Source organism: Enterobacter sp. 725m/11 (assembly GCF_011683705.1).
Taxonomy (GTDB): domain Bacteria; phylum Pseudomonadota; class Gammaproteobacteria; order Enterobacterales; family Enterobacteriaceae; genus Enterobacter; species Enterobacter bugandensis.
The window spans coordinates 31596-48261 of sequence record NZ_JAAQOK010000039.1; the positions used below are offsets into that span (position 1 = coordinate 31596).

General features: G+C 60.8%; 18 protein-coding genes. 9 read left to right on the top strand and 9 right to left on the bottom strand.

The genetic code is table 11. The annotated features are described in order from the left end of the window. Nucleotides 1-10 precede the first annotated feature (10 nt). The 9 genes from HBA26_RS16675 to hypA form a co-directional block, all read right to left on the bottom strand. Nucleotides 11-772 (bottom strand): ABC transporter ATP-binding protein, encoded by a 762-nt coding sequence (locus tag HBA26_RS16675; protein WP_041908454.1) that lies wholly within the window; start codon nucleotides 770-772, stop codon nucleotides 11-13. Next, nucleotides 772-1809: an iron chelate uptake ABC transporter family permease subunit gene (locus HBA26_RS16680; protein ID WP_028014224.1), complete on the bottom strand. Its 1038-nt coding sequence runs from the start codon at nucleotides 1807-1809 to the stop codon at nucleotides 772-774. The genes HBA26_RS16675 and HBA26_RS16680 overlap by 1 nt, the downstream gene beginning before the upstream one ends. Continuing rightward, a complete protein-coding gene (locus HBA26_RS16685; RefSeq protein WP_028014223.1) occupies nucleotides 1809-2807 on the bottom strand; it encodes an ABC transporter substrate-binding protein in 999 nt (332 codons plus the stop codon). The genes HBA26_RS16680 and HBA26_RS16685 overlap by 1 nt, the downstream gene beginning before the upstream one ends. Nucleotides 2808-2958: 151 nt before the next feature. Continuing rightward, nucleotides 2959-5031 carry a formate hydrogenlyase transcriptional activator FlhA gene (gene flhA, locus HBA26_RS16690; RefSeq protein ID WP_063155085.1) on the bottom strand — a complete coding sequence of 691 codons (2073 nt, stop codon included), beginning with the start codon at nucleotides 5029-5031 and terminating at the stop codon, nucleotides 2959-2961. A gap of 63 nt (nucleotides 5032-5094) precedes the next feature. Next, nucleotides 5095-6105, bottom strand: a complete 1011-nt coding sequence (gene hypE / locus HBA26_RS16695) for a hydrogenase expression/formation protein HypE (RefSeq protein WP_063155084.1) — start codon at nucleotides 6103-6105, stop codon at nucleotides 5095-5097. Beyond that, nucleotides 6102-7223 carry a hydrogenase formation protein HypD gene (hypD, locus tag HBA26_RS16700; RefSeq protein WP_126344965.1) on the bottom strand — a complete coding sequence of 374 codons (1122 nt, stop codon included), beginning with the start codon at nucleotides 7221-7223 and terminating at the stop codon, nucleotides 6102-6104. The genes hypE and hypD overlap by 4 nt, the downstream gene beginning before the upstream one ends. A gap of 3 nt (nucleotides 7224-7226) precedes the next feature. Next, entirely contained in the window at nucleotides 7227-7499 is a 273-nt protein-coding gene (locus HBA26_RS16705; RefSeq protein WP_028014219.1) for a HypC/HybG/HupF family hydrogenase formation chaperone, read from the bottom strand. Beyond that, nucleotides 7490-8353 carry a hydrogenase nickel incorporation protein HypB gene (hypB, locus tag HBA26_RS16710; protein ID WP_045261247.1) on the bottom strand — a complete coding sequence of 288 codons (864 nt, stop codon included), beginning with the start codon at nucleotides 8351-8353 and terminating at the stop codon, nucleotides 7490-7492. Before hypB ends, HBA26_RS16705 begins: the two co-directional genes overlap by 10 nt. A 3-nt stretch (nucleotides 8354-8356) precedes the next feature. Next, on the bottom strand, nucleotides 8357-8707 hold the full coding sequence (gene hypA / locus HBA26_RS16715; protein ID WP_063155082.1) for a hydrogenase maturation nickel metallochaperone HypA: 351 nt from the start codon (nucleotides 8705-8707) through the stop codon (nucleotides 8357-8359). A gap of 211 nt (nucleotides 8708-8918) precedes the next feature. Here hypA and hycA point away from each other — a divergent pair, with 211 nt between their 5' ends. From hycA to hycI, 9 genes are all read left to right on the top strand, one after another. Next, a complete protein-coding gene (gene hycA / locus HBA26_RS16720; protein ID WP_047364415.1) occupies nucleotides 8919-9383 on the top strand; it encodes a formate hydrogenlyase regulator HycA in 465 nt (154 codons plus the stop codon). A 73-nt stretch (nucleotides 9384-9456) separates the two neighbouring features. After that, on the top strand, nucleotides 9457-10065 hold the full coding sequence (locus tag HBA26_RS16725; protein WP_028014215.1) for a 4Fe-4S dicluster domain-containing protein: 609 nt from the start codon (nucleotides 9457-9459) through the stop codon (nucleotides 10063-10065). Further along, entirely contained in the window at nucleotides 10062-11876 is a 1815-nt protein-coding gene (gene hycC, locus HBA26_RS16730; protein WP_126344966.1) for a formate hydrogenlyase subunit 3, read from the top strand. The genes HBA26_RS16725 and hycC overlap by 4 nt, the downstream gene beginning before the upstream one ends. Nucleotide 11877: 1 nt before the next feature. Continuing rightward, nucleotides 11878-12801 (top strand): respiratory chain complex I subunit 1 family protein, encoded by a 924-nt coding sequence (locus HBA26_RS16735; RefSeq protein WP_063155080.1) that lies wholly within the window; start codon nucleotides 11878-11880, stop codon nucleotides 12799-12801. 15 nt (nucleotides 12802-12816) lie between these two features. Further along, nucleotides 12817-14526 carry a formate hydrogenlyase subunit HycE gene (gene hycE / locus HBA26_RS16740; protein WP_041908476.1) on the top strand — a complete coding sequence of 570 codons (1710 nt, stop codon included), beginning with the start codon at nucleotides 12817-12819 and terminating at the stop codon, nucleotides 14524-14526. Nucleotides 14527-14535: 9 nt separating this feature from the next. After that, nucleotides 14536-15078: a formate hydrogenlyase complex iron-sulfur subunit gene (locus HBA26_RS16745; protein ID WP_041908477.1), complete on the top strand. Its 543-nt coding sequence runs from the start codon at nucleotides 14536-14538 to the stop codon at nucleotides 15076-15078. After that, entirely contained in the window at nucleotides 15078-15845 is a 768-nt protein-coding gene (locus tag HBA26_RS16750) for an NADH-quinone oxidoreductase subunit B family protein (protein ID WP_028014210.1), read from the top strand. The genes HBA26_RS16745 and HBA26_RS16750 overlap by 1 nt, the downstream gene beginning before the upstream one ends. Next, on the top strand, nucleotides 15842-16252 hold the full coding sequence (locus HBA26_RS16755) for a formate hydrogenlyase maturation HycH family protein (protein WP_059358065.1): 411 nt from the start codon (nucleotides 15842-15844) through the stop codon (nucleotides 16250-16252). Before HBA26_RS16750 ends, HBA26_RS16755 begins: the two co-directional genes overlap by 4 nt. Further along, a partial coding sequence (hycI, locus tag HBA26_RS16760) for a hydrogenase maturation peptidase HycI (protein ID WP_166720961.1) occupies nucleotides 16245-16666 on the top strand: 422 nt, incomplete at its 3' end. The genes HBA26_RS16755 and hycI, both read left to right, overlap by 8 nt.

Consider the following 16666-nt stretch of genomic DNA (forward strand, 5'->3'; position numbering starts at 1 on the left):
TCACTCGTCCCTAAACGATAAAGTGAATGTGCTTTTTGCCATGAAACGGCGAGATCTCAATTTTGGTTTTGACCCGGAAGACATCCCAGAGCAACGACTCGGATAAGATGTCCTGCGGCGTTCCGGTCGCCACAATTTGCCCCTTCTGCATCACAATCAGCGAGTCGCAGAACATTGAAGCGTGGTTGAGATCGTGGATGGCGACGATACTGGTAACGGGTAATTGGCTGATCAACTGCATCAGCTGCATCTGATGATGGATATCCAGGTGGTTGGTCGGTTCATCCAGCAGGATTTCGGTTGGCGTTTGCGCCAGCGCGCGGGCAATATGCACCCGCTGACGCTCGCCGCCGGACAGGCTCAGCCAGCCCTGCTCGCTGCGGTCCAGCATATCGACACGCTGCAGAGCCGCGGTGACGGTGTCGTCATCCTGCGCGCTCCAGTTAGAAAAAGGGGAGTGGTGCGGAATACGTCCAAGTTTGACCACGTCGCGCACGCGCATATTGGCGTCGGTCATCCCGTGCTGCTCAACGAACGCCACCCGGCGGGCAAGCTGCTTTTTGGCGATGCGGGAAATGTCCTGCCCGTCCAGGGTCACGCTGCCCGAATCCGGGCGACGCAGGCCTGCCAGGATACGCAAAAGGGACGATTTGCCGCAGCCGTTAGGACCAAGCAAACCCACCGTTTCGCCGCGTGAAACCTTCAGCGAGACACCATTGACGATAACTTTTTTGCCTACCTTCCAGGTAATATTTTCAGCGCAGATACTCATCACTTATTCCTTGAGCGGTAGATAATCACGGCAAAGAAAGGTACGCCCACCAGCGCGGTGACCACGCCGACGGGCAGGCTCTGCGGGGCAATCAGCATGCGCGAGGCGATATCGGCCAGCACCATCAGGATCGCCCCCGCCAGCGCGCTGGCAATCAGCAGCGTGCGGTGCAGCGGCCCGAACAGGAAGCGCATGACGTGAGGCACCACCAGCCCTACAAAGCCGATTGAGCCCGCCATGCTGACGATGGTCGCGGTGATCAGGGCCGTGGTGGTAAACAGGGCAAGACGCACCCAGGGCACGGCAATGCCTAAGGAGGCAGCCGCGTCATCACCAAAGGTAAAGGCGTCCAGCGCCCGGGAATAGTAGAGGCAGACGGCAAGGCCCGCCAGCACGACAACCAGCGCCAGCTGGAATTCCGGCCAACGCACGCCGCTAAAGCTGCCCAGCAGCCAGAACATCACGTCGCGCGCCTGCTGCGCGCTGGCGGAGGTGCTGATGGTGTAGGCGGTAATGGCGTTGAAAAGCTGAGATGCAGCAACGCCTGCCAGAATGGTGCGTTCATTGCCGCCGCGCGCGCCGTTCGTCAGAAAGGCGACAAACGCAAAGGCGGCGAACGCCCCGGCAAACGCGCCCGCAGAGAGCGATACCGCGCCGGTGCCGATGCCCAGGACGACGACCGATACCGCCCCGGTTGAGGCACCCGCCGACACGCCGAGCACGTAGGGTTCCGCCAGCGCGTTCTTCAGCAGGCTTTGCAGCACGGCACCGCAGATGGCTAAACCGGCCCCGCAGCAGGCCGCCACCAGCGCGCGGCTCAGGCGAAAGTCCCAGATTACGCTCTCATAAATGCGGTTGAGCGGAACGTCGGTCAGCCCCAGCTTATTGCCAATAGCGTAAAAGACGTTGGACAGCGGAATCGACAGCTCGCCGACGCTGACGCCAAGAGCAATCACTAAAAACAGCAGGACAACGGCAAGCAGAGCGGAAGTGGTCAGGATCAGGCCCTGGCGGGCCTGAAGTACGGCTGCCGTCATCAGTTCAGCCCCAGTTTTCTGAGCTGTTCACCCACCTGTTCAGCACCGTAAATCGTACGAATCGTCGGGTTCATCGCCTGACCGTCCATCACCACGATATGGCCTTTTTTGACGGCATCAAGCTGGCTCACGGCAGGATCGCTTTTCAGGAATTTGATTTTCTCATCCGCGTTATCCAGCGCCCAGCGGTTGCGGTCCAGACTGGAGACGACAATCACATCAGGGTTCGCGGCAATAATACTTTCCCAGCCGACGGTCGGCCATTCGGTCTCAGCGGTAATGGCGTTATGGCCACCCAGCACGTTAGCAATAAAACCGGAGGCGCTGTTTTTCCCGCCGACATATGCATCTGCCGAAGGCGAGGCGCTTGAGAACCAGAAAACAAACGAGAGATCTTTTTTGTTTTTACCAAATTCCTGACGCAGGTCGGCCTCACGTTTTTTGAAATCAGCGATAACGGCCTGGCCGCGCGCTTCAACGTTGAAAATCTTCGCGAAATCTTCAATCTCTTTATAAAGGTACGTCATATCCCACAGCGTCTGGCGGCTGCCGTACATATCGCCTGCCGCTTTTTTGGTGGCGCACATGCCTGGAGATAAATAGCTGTTCACGCCGACGGTAGCCAGATCTTCACGTTTTGCGACCTTACTTTCCGGCCCAAGCAGCAGGGGCAGCTGTGCAGGAACAAAATCGGGGTTTTGCGCAAGGATGGATTCAAGAGTCGGAATTTCGACGGTCAGGGTTTTGATTTTTGCATTCTGCTCAGCCAGTTGCGGCAGCACTTTGGTCGGCCAGAAGGCGCTGGCTTTGACCTTATCTTCCAGCCCCAGCAGGAGCAAAATTTCCACGGTGTTCTGACCGAGGGCCACGACGCGTTCCGGCGCTTTAGTGAATGTCTCTTTATAGCCACAGTTTTCAATCGTCAGAGGATATGTGGTTGCCAGAGCAGAACTGACCGACGCAATCGCCAGGCCTAACGCGCAGATGACCTTCTTCATGAAACGCTACCCTTCATTAATATTATTTTTGATGCAAATGAAACGCATTATTAAGGCGGAATTTTATACAGAGGAAAATATATTGTGTCAATGAGGGACAATTGCGCAGGGTGACGAAAAGCGGCGCCATAAGCGGCGCCGGAATGACGGGTTAAAGCAGGCTCTCTTTATCGATTCCCAGACGCTTCATGCGAGAGAGCAGGGTAGTGCGTTTCAGCCCCAGCCGCTGAGCTGCGCCCTTCGGTCCGGCTACCACGCCGTTGGTCTCTTTCAGCACGCGCAATATCAGCTGATATTCATCTTCGCCTTCCTGCGCGACTTCTGCCGAAAGCGTGGGGGCTTCCTGAAGGGATACTTCAGGCAAAGAGAGCTGAAGGACGTTCCCGCGCGTCAGCAGCACCGCGCGCTCAATGACGTTTTCCAGCTCGCGCACGTTCCCCGGCCACTCCATCGCCGAAAGGGTACGTAGCGTTTCGGCAGGAATACTGTCGATATTCCTCCCCATCCGGCGGGCAATCTTCGCGGTAAAGGCCTTCACCAGCAGCGGAATATCTTCCGGGCGCTCGCGCAGCGGCGGCAGGCAGATCGGAAAGACGTTCAGGCGATAGTAAAGATCGCTGCGAAACTCGCGGTCGGCGACCATCTTTTTCAGGTCGCGGTTGGTGGCGGCAATCAGCCGCACGTCGGTCTGGATAAGCTTGTTGCTGCCGAGGCGCTCAAACTCCTGTTCCTGCAAAACGCGCAGCAGCTTGGGCTGCAGCTCCAGCGGCATATCGCCCACTTCGTCGAGGAACAGCGAGCTTTTATCCGCCAGTTCGAAACGGCCCAGCCGCTGGCTGCTGGCCCCGGTAAACGCGCCGCGCTCGTGGCCGAAGAGGTCACTTTCCAGCAGACCCGCGGGCATCGCCGCGCAGTTCATCTTCACCATCCGCCGGCTGTTGCGGTTGCTCAGGTTATGAATGGCGCGGGCTATCAGCTCTTTACCGGTGCCGGTTTCACCGAGGATCAGCACCGTGCTGTCGCTCTGGGCAACCATTTCAACCTGCTTGAGGACGCTGTACATGGCATCGCTGCGCCCAATGATTTCGCCAAACTCGCTGTCCACGTTGTTGAGCTGTTCGGTCAGCGCCAGGTTTTCGTCCACCAGCCGCTCTTTCAGGCGGTGGATCTCCTGATAGGCGAGGGCGTTATCCAGCGCGATGGAAATACGCTCGGCGATCTGGCGCAGCAGCTTCAGGTTGGCGGTGGTAAACACGGCTTCATCGCACTGCGCCAGTTTGAGCACCCCAAGCATGGTGCTGCCGGACATCAGCGGCAGCAGGCACAGGGTCTGAATTTTGTTGCCCCAGGTGTTAAACAACATCCGCTCGTACGGCGCCACCGGGTCCTGCTCGCTAAGATTCAGCAGCAGGATCTCTTTGCTTTTAAATACCCGCTCAGAAAGGGTGCCCGCTTCGTCCACCTCGCTCTGCTCGTGCGCCGGATTGGCCTCATCAAGATAGTGGGTGGAGTAGATGTTCAGCTTGCCTTTGCGGTTCCCGCGTAGCGCGATGCTGATGGCGTCGATCCTGAAATAGTGGTGGATCTCCTTGGCGACTTCGCTGACCAGCTCGTCCATGTCGAGTCTTGAGAGTACGGCGTTGGTGATGGCGACCAGAATGCGGAAGTTATCGCGCTCGCGGCTCAGCAGGTCGTAATCCACGTTATTGGTGACGCGGCTTTGGATCTGCTCCGCGACAACGGCCACAATCTGGGCAAAGGTGTGCAGCCGCTCGTACTCCGCCTCGCTCCAGGGCTGGTCGGTATAGCGGATAAACTCGCAGCCGCCAAAGATATGGCCCTCCGCCGCCAGCGGCAGCATGCCGTAATGACCGAAAGGCTGATAGAGATTGCTCTCTGCCAGCCGCGGCCATGCCATCCGAAACTCTTCAAAATTGCAGTGCAGCACTTCAGGCCGGGAGAGAATGCGGCGCACCGGGCCGTGCGCGAGGTACGTTTCGTCTTCGTATTCAAACGTTTTGCCATTCTCGCGCGTGGAATAGTAGCTCGCGCGGTGCGTTCCGCTATGCCAGAGCACAATCGCCGCGCTGTCCGCCAGCGCCGATTGCCTGACCAGCCGTGTCAGGGCATCGCTCAGCGCGCCGAGATCGGGCTGTTGTAAAAGTGTGCGCGTGATGTCAAACAGGCCCTGCTGTCCAAGATCGCTCATCGGTGTATACGGCATTATTGCTTTCCAATAGAAACTGGCAAAAAAGAGACTTCACTGCTGACCGCTTATGGCGCGGTTCTAGCAAATTCGGGGTAACGGCTCAGCGTGCGGCAGATCCAGCGTGCGCTTCACGCCGTAAAGTCCGGTCAGGCGCACCCCTTTGCGCTCAACCACGTCGCCAATGATGGCCGCGTCTTTCCCTAAGGGATGCGCTCTCAGCTGTTCAAGTACGGCTTCCGCCGCCGAACGTTCCACGCCGATCGCCAGCTTGCCCTCGTTGGCAAAGTTTAGCGGGTCAAGCCCTAAAAGCTCACACAGCCCCCGCACGGCAGGCTTAACGGGCAGGTCGCGCTCGCTCAGTTCAATCCCGCACCCGCTGCTTGCGGCGAACTCGTGGACAACGGCATTCACCCCGCCCCGGGTGGCGTCGCGCAGGGCTTTGACGCCCGGTATGTCGCGCAGCGTCTGGATAAGCGGGGTGAGCACCGCGCAGTCGCTGCGAAGCTCGCCGTCCAGCCCCAGGCCTTCGCGCAGGTTCAGGATGGTTGCCCCGTGGCAGCCCAGCGTTCCGCTGACAATCAGCACGTCGCCCACCGAAAGCTGCTGCGCGCCCCAGTGAACGTCGGCGGGGATCGCCCCCATTCCGGCGGTGTTGATGAAGAGCTTATCCGCCGCGCCGCGCTGGACCACTTTGGTATCCCCGGTGACGATAGCGATCCCCGCCTCGCGGGCGGTGTGCGCCATGCTGTTGACCACTGCCGCAAGCGTCTCCATCGGTAATCCTTCTTCGAGGATAAATCCGCACGAGAGGTAGCGCGGAATGGCGCCGCTGACGGCCACGTCGTTGGCCGTACCGCAGACGGCGAGCTTGCCAATATCGCCGCCCGGGAAGAATAGCGGGTCAATCACGTAGCTGTCAGTGGAGAACGCCAGCCGGTCGCCGTGTGCGGTGAGGGTTGAGAGCGCGATGCGCGCCTGATCCTCCTGTTCGGCGAGCCAGGGGTTATTAAAGGCCTCCATGAACAGCCGGTTAATCAGCTGCTGCATCGCCTGTCCACCGCTTCCGTGCGCCATTTCCACCGTGTTCATGCTTCACACTCCTGGTTGCGATACTGATACCACGCGGCGCATGCCCCTTCAGAGGAGACCATCAGCGCGCCAAACGCGGTTTGCGGGTTACAGGTGTTGCCAAATAGCGGGCAGTGATGAGGTTTGCATTTGCCGGTAAGCACCTCGCCGCAGCGGGCCCGGGGATCGTCGCACACCTGCTGCGGCTGAGGGCGGAAGTGCGCTTCGGCATCAAATTCGCGATAGGCAGGCGTCAGGCGCACGCCGGATTCGGCAATCAGCCCCAGCCCGCGCCACTCGCTGTCGCCCTCAACGCTAAACACGTCAGCTATCGCCTGCTGCGCCCGTTCATTTCCCGCATCGGGCACCACGCGGCGGTACTGGTTTTCGACCGCGCTCAGGGACGCTATTTTCTGCTCAACCAGCATGGCTACGCCTTGCAGTAGATCAAGCGGTTCGAAACCAGCCACCACTAACGGACGATTGTGCTGATCAGCGATAAAACCGTAGGCGTCTGTGCCAATCACCATGCTGACGTGGCCCGGCGCCAGAAACGCGTCGATGCCGTTGTCTGGCTCTTCGAGCAGGCTGCGCAGCGTGGGAATGAGCGTAATATGCTGGCAGAAAAAGAAAAAGTTAGTGACGTTGCGCGCTTTCGCCTGCTGCAGCGTGATGGCCGTAGCGGGCATGGTGGTTTCAAAACCCAGCCCGAAAAAGACGACCTTGCGCTCAGGGTTAGCCTCTGCCAGCGTCAGGGCATCCATCGGCGAGTAAACGATCCGCACGTCCGCGCCGCGCGCCTTCGCCTGCAGCAGCGAGCCGTTTTTCCCCGGCACGCGCATCGCGTCGCCAAAGGTGCAGAAAATGACGTTGGGCTGGCCGGCAATTTCGATGCAGCTGTCGATACGCCCCATCGGCAAAACGCACACCGGGCAGCCGGGGCCGTGAATAAACTCGATGTTCTCCGGCAGCAGCTGGTCGAGGCCAAACTTGAAGATGGCGTGCGTGTGCCCGCCGCACACCTCCATGATCCGCAGCGGCCTTTCGTTCGTGTAGTCCAGCAGCGCCGCGCGCGTTTTCAGATGTCCGATAAGCTGCATCACCTGTTCTGGCGCGCGGTATTCATCAACGTAACGCATAGGCTAGCGCTCCTCGCCGTACAGGAGCGCGCCCACGTCCGGCTCCACGTCAAACATGTTTTGCAGCGCGTCCAGCGTGTCGCGGGCTTCCGCTTCGTTAATCACGCTCATCGCAAACCCCACGTGGACCAGCACCCACTGGCCGAGGCGCGACGCGCCCGTCTCATCGGTGCTGCCCACCAGCGTCAGGTCGACGTCGCGCAGGATGCCGCAAACCTCCACTTTAGCCTGATTGCCGTCGAGGGAATGGATTTGTCCCGGTACGCCTATGCACATCGTTCGCTCTCCAGCCAGTCCAACCAGGCGTCCATGCCGTCGCCGCGCGTGGCGGAAACCAGCAGGATGTGAATGTCCGGGTTCACCTCGCGGGCATAGGCAAGGCACTTATCCACGTCGAAGTTCAGGTACGGCAGCAGATCGACTTTGTTCAGCAGCATGAGGGAGGCGGCGGCGAACATGTGCGGGTACTTCAGCGGCTTGTCCTCTCCTTCAGTCACGGAGAGCACCGCCACTTTATGCCGTTCGCCGAGGTCGAAGCTTGCCGGGCATACCAGGTTACCGACGTTTTCGATAAACAGGATGCCGTTATCCGCCAGCGGCAGGCGAGGGGCGGCGTCGGCAATCATCTGCGCATCCAGGTGGCAGCCCTTGCCGGTGTTAACCTGGATGGCGGGCGTCCCGGTTTCGCGGATGCGCGCTGCGTCGTTAACGGTTTGCTGATCGCCTTCGATCACCGCGCAGGAGACGCGTTCGTTCAGGCGCGTGAGCGTTTCGGTCAGCAGCGTGGTTTTGCCGGAGCCGGGGCTGGAGACCAGGTTCAGCACCAGCAGTTGACGCGCGGCAAAGCGGGCGCGGTTGCGGGCGGCGATCTGGTTATTTTTGTCCAGCACGTCGATCTCCACCTCCAGCATCTGGCGCTGGCTTATGCCCGGCGCGTGGGTGCCCGCTTCGCCGTGGCCGTAATGCAGATCGCCCGCGTCGGAACGCTGCGGCGCAAAGGTGATGCCGGTCAGGGCCGCCGCAGGACGCGGGGCAGGGGAAAAGGGCGCGGAGCGAAACGCGGAGTGGGGACGGTGTTCATCCCCTTCTATATACAGGTTGCCTTCGGCGCAACCGCAGGTGCTACACATACATTACTCCTTCTCGATTTCGAGGCGTTGGATCTGCATACCGTCATCCGCCACGATGCGAAGATCCGTGCTCTGACACTGCGGGCAGCGCTGAACCTTTGATGAGAGCAGGGTGACGTACTGCTGGCACTGCTCGCACCAGCACTCCGCCTGCTGCTCGTCGATATGCAGCGCGCAGCCTTCCGCCAGCGTGCCGCGGCACACCAGCTCAAAACAAAAGTTCAGGGCGCTGGTCTCGACGCAGGAAAACGCCCCGACCTTCAGCCAGACGCCGGTGACGCGCTTCGCGTGGTTTTGCACTGCCTGCTGTTCGATAAGTTCCAGAGCCCGCTGGCAGAGGGTGATTTCGTGCATGACGCCTCCTCAATGATTTGCGCCAGTAAATGCAATAACGGTGCCAGCTTGATTTGCGTTACGGCGTGACGATGTCAGCGCTGTCGAAATGACACGTCGACACGGCGGCGTTGACAGTGTCTTTTTTGATAAAAATCATTCAAATCAACAAATTAAAAACTGGCACGGAATCTGCTTAACAGCCGCTATCTCCATTAACCGGATACCTTCTATGACTATTTGGGAAATTAGCGAAAAAGCGGATTACATCGCGCAGCGCCACCAGCAGCTTCAGGATCAGTGGCACCTCTACTGTAACTCTCTGGTTCAGGGGATCACCCTGTCAAAAGCCCGACTGCATCATGCAATGAGCTGCGCGGCGCAGGGGGATATGCGCTTTGTCCTGTTCGGTCATTTCACGGTCTTTGTGACCCTGGCAGACAGCTTTAACAGCCACACCATCGAGTACTACGTTGAGAATAAAGAGGGTGAAAAACAACGTATTGCGCAGGCGCAGCTGATGGCCGACGGCATGGTCGACGGCTACGTCAGCAACCGCGATCGCCAGCAGGTGCTTGAGCACTATCTGGAGAAAATCGCGCCGGTTTACAACGGTCTCTACGCCGCGGTTGAGCACGACTTGCCGGTCGACCTCAAACAGCTCGTCGCGGGAAAGGCCCCCGCAAATCTTGCCTGATAACCGAATGTCGAAAAGTGTCGATGAGACAGTTTTTCGTCGTCAAAAATGACCATCACCAGAGGATTGCCCGGTGAACCGTTTTGTAATTGCTGACTCGACGGTCTGTATTGGCTGTCGGACCTGTGAGGCGGCGTGTTCGGAAACGCACCGCCTGCACGGGCTGCAGTCCATGCCGCGCCTGCGCGTCATGCGTAATGAGAAAGAGTCTGCCCCGCAGCTCTGCCACCACTGTGAAGATGCCCCTTGCGCGGGCGTCTGTCCCGTCAATGCCATCACCCGCGTCGATGGCGCGGTCCAGCTGAACGAAAGCCTGTGCGTGAGCTGCAAGCTGTGCGGCATCGCCTGCCCGTTCGGTGCCATTGAATTCTCCGGCAGCCGCCCGCTGCATATCCCGGCGAACGCCAATACCCCGAAAGCGCCGCCTGCGCCACCGGCTCCGGCACGCGTGAGCACGCTGCTGGACTGGGTGCCCGGCATCCGCGCTATTGCGGTGAAGTGCGACCTGTGCAGCTTTGACGAACAGGGCCCGGCCTGCGTGCGGACCTGCCCGACCAAAGCGCTGATCCTGGTTAACATCCGCGATATCGCCCGCACCAGCAGGCGCAAGCGCGAGCTGACCATTAATACCGACGTCGGCGATCTTTCGCTTCTGCAGGCGCTAAACGAGGGGGCGAAATGAACGCGATATTTATGATTAACAGCGCCGTGGCGTACTTTGCCGCTGCCGCCGCGCTGGCGCTGGTGTTCTCTTTCCATAAAACCCTGAGCGGCTGGATAGCCGGTATCGGCGGGGCAGTCGGCAGCCTGATGACGCTGGCGGCGGGCGGTGTCGTCCTGCTCGGCGGACAATCAGTGGAAACACTCATGCCGCTGATTCGCCATACCGTGGCGATTACGCCGCTGAACGCCATCTGGCTGGTGACCTTTGGCCTGTGCGGGCTGTTTATCAGCCTGTTCAATATTGACTGGCACCGCCATCAGCAGACCAAAGCCAACGGCCTGCTGGTCAATCTGCTGATGGCCGCCGCGGTCTGCACGGTTATCGCCAGCAACCTCGGCGCGCTGGTGGTGATGGCGGAGATCATGGCGCTGTGTGGCGTGTTCCTGACCGGCTGCAGCGCCTCCAGCAAGCTATGGTTTGCGCTCGGACGCCTCGGCACGCTGCTGCTGGCGCTGGCCTGCTGGCTGGTGTGGCAGCGTTTTGGCACCCTGGACTTTGCCGCGCTTAACGGCCAGCCGCTGGGGAACGACGTCTGGCTGCTGGGCGCAGTCGGCTTTGGCCTGCTGGCCGGGATTATCCCGCTGCACGGTTGGGTCCCGCAGGCGCACGCGAATGCCTCTGCGCCCGCCGCCGCGCTGTTTTCGACGGTGGTAATGAAGGTCGGTCTGTTCGGCATTTTGACGATTACCCTGACGGGCGGTCAGCCGCCGCTGTGGTGGGGGGTAGCGCTGCTGATTGCGGGAATGATCACCGCCTTTGTCGGCGGGCTGTACGCCCTGATGGAGCACAACATCCAGCGTCTGCTGGCCTATCACACCCTGGAAAACATCGGCATCATCCTGCTCGGCATGGGCGCGGGCGTCACCGGGCTGGCGCTCAACCAACCGGCGCTGATTGCCGCCGGGTTTATCGGCGGTCTGTATCACCTCGTCAACCATAGCCTGTTTAAAACCACTCTGTTCCTCGGCGCGGGCAGCGTCTGGTTCCGCACCGGCCATCGCGATATCGAAAAGCTCGGTGGGATTGGCAAAAAGATGCCGATGATTTCACTCGCCATGCTGGTGGGGCTGATGGCGATGGCCGCGCTGCCGCCGCTGAACGGCTTTGCCGGGGAGTGGGTGATCTATCAGTCCTTCTTCGCGCTCGGCCAGAGCGACGCGTTTATCGCGCGGCTGCTCGGCCCGCTGCTGGCGGTGGGCCTGGCGATTACCGGGGCGCTGGCGGTGATGTGCATGGCGAAGGTCTACGGCGTCACCTTCCTCGGCGCGCCGCGTACCCGTGAAGCGGAAAACGCCTGCTGCGCCCCGGTACTGATGGCCACCAGCGTGGTCGCGCTGGCGCTGTGCTGCATTGCGGGTGGGGTTGCCGCGCCGTGGCTGCTGCCGCTGCTGGGCCACGCCGTTCCGCTGCCGCTGGCGACGGCGCATACCGTTGTCTCCCAGCCGATGATTGCGCTGCTGCTGATCGCCGGGCCGCTCCTGCCGTTCGTGCTGATGCTGTTCTTCAGACGCGACCGTCTCGCCTCCCGCTCTCGCGGCGCGGCGTGGGCCTGCGGTTATGAACACGAGCCGTCAATGGTTATCACCGCCCACGGTTTTGCCATGCCGGTGAAGGAGAACTTCGCCGCCGTGCTGAAGCTGCGCCAGTGGCTTAACCCGCAGGGCTGGGTGCCGGGCTGGCAGAGTGCTGCCGTGCCCGTGCTGTTCCGCCGACTGGCGCTGATCGAGCTGGCGGTGCTGGTAGTGATTGTGATTTCACGAGGAGCCTGACATGAGTCTTTTACTGGCAATTCTTCAGGCGCTGGTGCTGTTCGCCGCCGCGCCGCTGCTGTCGGGCATCACGCGCGTGGCGCGCGCCCGAATGCACAACCGTCGCGGGCCTGGCATGCTCCAGGAGTACCGCGATCTCTTCAAACTGCTCTCCCGCCAGAGCGTCGCGCCGGATGCCGCGGGCTGGGTGTTCCGCCTGACGCCGTTCGTGATGGTCGGCGTGATGCTCACCATCGCCACCGCGCTGCCGGTGGTCACGGTAGGCTCGCCGCTGCCGGTGCTCGGCGATCTGATTACGCTCATCTATCTCTTCGCCATCGCGCGCTTCTTCTTTGCGATTGCGGGCCTGGACACCGGCAGCCCGTTTACCGGCATCGGCGCCAGCCGCGAGGCGATGCTCGGCGTGCTGGTTGAACCGATCCTGCTGCTGGGGCTGTGGGTGGCCGCGCAGGTTGCAGGTTCGACCCACATCAGTTTTATCACCGACACCGTTTACCACTGGCCGGTGGCCCGCTCCATCCCGCTCGTGCTGGCACTCTGCGCCTGCGCGTTCGCCACGTTTATTGAGATGGGCAAGCTGCCGTTCGATCTCGCGGAAGCGGAGCAGGAGCTGCAGGAAGGGCCGCTCACCGAGTACAGCGGCTACGGCTTTGCGGTGCTGAAGTGGGGCATCAGCCTTAAGCAATTGGTGGTGTTGCAGATGTTTGTTGGCGTTTTCTTCCCGTGGGGGCAGATGACGTACTTCTCTGCAGGCGGCCTGCTGCTGGCCGTGGTGGTGGCCGCCCTCAAGCTGCTGGTCGGCGTGCTGGTCATCGCCCTGTTTGAAAACAGCATGGCGCGCCTGCGTTTTGCGGCAACCTCGCGCATCACCTGGGCCGGTTTTGGTTTTGCATTTTTAGCGTTCGTCTCCTTGCTGGTGGCGTGATTAAAGAGAGTGTTTATGTCTGAAGAAAAGAAAGGTCAGCAGTATCTCGCCGCGTTGCATCAGGCTTTCCCCGGCGTGGTGCTGGAGGAGTCCTGGCAAACCAAAGATCAGATCACCATTACCGTGAAGGTGAACTACCTGCCGGAAGTGGTGGAGTTTCTCTATTACCAGCAGGGCGGCTGGCTGTCGGTGCTGTTCGGTAACGACGAGCGCCAGCTGTGCGGTAACTACGCGGTGTACTACGTGATGTCGATGGAGCAGGGCGAGAAGTGCTGGCTCACCGTGCGCGTCGAAGTCGACCCGAATAAGCCGGAATACCCGTCCGTGACGCCGCGCGTTCCTGCTGCCGTCTGGGGTGAGCGCGAGGTGCGCGACATGTACGGCCTGGTGCCGGTCGGCCTGCCGGACGAGCGTCGTCTGGTGCTGCCGGACGACTGGCCGGATGAACTCTATCCGCTGCGCAAGGACAGCATGGATTACCGCCAGCGTCCGGCCCCGACCACCGACAGCGAAACCTACGAGTTCATCAACGAGCTGGGCAGCAAGAAGAACAACGTGGTGCCGATCGGCCCGCTGCACGTCACCTCCGACGAACCGGGCCACTTCCGCCTGTTCGTCGACGGCGAAAATATCATCGACGCTGACTACCGCCTGTTCTACGTCCACCGCGGCATGGAGAAGCTGGCGGAAACCCGCATGGGCTACAACGAGGTCACGTTCCTCTCTGACCGCGTGTGCGGCATCTGCGGCTTCGCCCACAGCACCGCCTACACCACCTCGGTGGAGAACGGTATGGGGATCGTGGTGCCGGAGCGCGCGCAGATGATCCGCGCCATTCTGCTGGAGGTGGAGCGCCTGCACTCGCACCTGCTAAACCTCGGTCTGGCCTGCCACTTCGTCGGCTTTGACTCCGGGTTTATGCAGTTCTTCCGCGTGCGCGAAGCGTCGATGAAAATGGCGGAAATTCTCACCGGGGCGCGTAAAACTTACGGCCTGAACCTGATCGGCGGGATCCGCCGCGACCTGCTGAAAGACGACATGATCAAGACTCGCCAGCTGGCGCAGCAGATGCGTCGCGACGTGCAGGAGCTGGTGGACATGCTGCTCAGCACGCCAAACATCGAGCAGCGCACCGTCGGGATTGGTCGCCTCGATCCGGAAATTGCCCGCGACTTCAGCAATGTCGGCCCGATGGTGCGCGCCAGCGGCCACGCCCGCGACACCCGCGCCGATCACCCGTTCGTCGGCTACGGCCTGCTGCCGATGACCGTGCACAGCGAACAGGGCTGCGACGTTATTTCTCGCCTCAAGGTGCGTATTAACGAGGTCTACACCGCCCTGAACATGATTGACTTTGGCCTCGATAACCTGCCGGGCGGTCCGCTGATGGTAGAAGGCTTCACCTATATTCCAAACCGCTTTGCCCTCGGCTTTGCCGAAGCGCCGCGCGGGGATGACATTCACTGGAGCATGACCGGCGACAATCAGAAGCTTTACCGCTGGCGCTGTCGCGCTGCGACCTACGCCAACTGGCCTACTCTGCGCTATATGCTGCGCGGTAACACGGTCTCTGACGCGCCGCTGATCATCGGCAGCCTCGATCCGTGCTACTCCTGCACTGACCGCATGACGGTGGTGGACGTGCGCAAGAAGAAAAGCCAGGTGGTGCCGTACAAAGAGCTTGAGCGCTACAGCATCGAGCGCAAGAACTCGCCGCTGAAATAAGGACACGCCATGTTTACCTTTATCAAAAAAGTGATCAAAACCGGCGCGCAGACCAGCAGCTATCCGCTGGAGCCGATCCCGGTGGATAAAAACTTTCGCGGCAAGCCGGAGCACAACCCGCAGCAGTGCATCGGCTGCGCGGCCTGCGTCAACGCCTGCCCGTCGAACGCCTTAACGGTGGAAACGGACCTCAAAACCGGCGAGCTGGCCTGGCAGTTTAACCTCGGGCGCTGCATCTTCTGCGGCCGCTGCGAGGAGGTTTGCCCGACGGTCGCCATTCGACTTTCCCAGGAGTACGAGCTGGCGGTGTGGAAAAAAGAGGATTTTCTCCAGCAGTCGCGCTTCGCGCTGTGCAATTGCCGCGTCTGCAAGCGTCCGTTCGCCGTGCAAAAAGAGATCGACTACGCGATCGCGCTGCTGCAGCACAACGGCGACGCCCGCGCGGAGCATCACCGCGAAAGCTTCGAAACCTGCCCGGAGTGCAAACGTCAGAAGTGCCTGCTGCCGTCCGACCGCATTGATATTACCCGCCATATGAGAGAGGCCAGCTGATGGAAAACTTACTCGGCCCGCGCGACGATAACGGCATTCCGGTGCCGCTGACGGTGGAGGAGTCCATCGCCAGCATGAAAGCGTCGCTACTGAAAAAAATCAAACGCTCGGCCTACGTCTACCGCGTGGACTGCGGCGGCTGCAACGGCTGTGAGATCGAGATCTTCGCCACCCTGTCGCCGCTATTTGACGCCGAGCGCTTCGGCATCAAAGTGGTACCGTCCCCGCGTCATGCGGACATTCTGCTGTTTACCGGGGCGGTGACCCGCGCCATGCGATCGCCCGCGCTGCGCGCCTGGCAGTCCGCGCCGGATCCGAAAATCTGCATCTCCTACGGCGCCTGCGGCAACAGCGGCGGCATCTTCCACGATCTTTACTGCGTCTGGGGCGGCACCGACAAAATCGTGCCGGTGGATGTCTATATTCCGGGCTGCCCGCCGACGCCCGCCGCCACGCTGTACGGCTTTGCGATGGCGCTCGGCCTGCTGGAGCAGAAGATCCACGCCCGCGCACCTGGCGAGATCGACAACCAGCCCGCAGCCATTCTGCATCCGGACATGGTGCAGCCGCTGCGCGTGAAGGTGGACCGCACGGCGCGCAGGCTGGCGGGCTATCGCTACGGGCGTCAGATTGCCGACGATTACCTGCGCCTGCTGAGCCAGGGCGACCATCAGGTGGCGCGCTGGCTGGAGGCGGAAAACGATCCGCGTCTCAATGAGATCGTGGCAAACCTGAACAGCATTGTGGATGAGGCGCGTATCCGATGAGTGAAACGGTGGTGTTCAGCCAGCTGAGCCGTAAGTTTATTGATGAGAACGATGCCACGCCGGATGCGGCGCAGCAGGTGGTCTATTACAGCCTGGCGATTGGGCACCACCTCGGGGTGATCGACTGCCTGGAGGCGGCGCTCAGCTGCCCGTGGACGGAATACCTGGCGTGGATCGCCACGCTGGAGGAGGGCAGCACCGCGCGGCGCAAGATGGAGGGCGTACCGAAGTACGGCGAGATCGTTATCGACGCCAACCATATCACGATGCTCGCCAACGCCTTTGACGCGGCGCTCGGCAGGCAAACCCCGGCGCAGCAGGCGTGGAGCAAAACGCTGCTCGGCATGCTGCACGATATTCATCAGGAGAGCGCCATCTACCTGATGGTGAGGAGATTACGTGACTGACGTTTTACTGTGTGTCGGCAACAGCATGATGGGCGACGACGGCGCGGGCCCGCTTCTGGCAGAAATGTGCGCCGCGAACCCGCAGGGCGATTGGGTGGTAATCGACGGCGGTAGCGCGCCGGAAAACGATGTGGTCGCCATTCGCGAGCTGCACCCGGAAAGGCTGCTAATCGTCGATGCCACCGATATGGGGCTCAACCCGGGCGAGATCCGCCTGATTGATCCGGACGACATCGCCGAGATGTTTATGATGACCACCCACAATATGCCGCTGAACTACCTGGTCGATCAGATTAAAGACGACGTGGGCGAGGTGTTGTTTTTAGGAATTCAGCCGGACATTGTCGGGTTTTATTACCCGATGACGCCGCCGGTGAAGGCGGCGGTGGAGGAGGCTGTCTCTTATACACATCT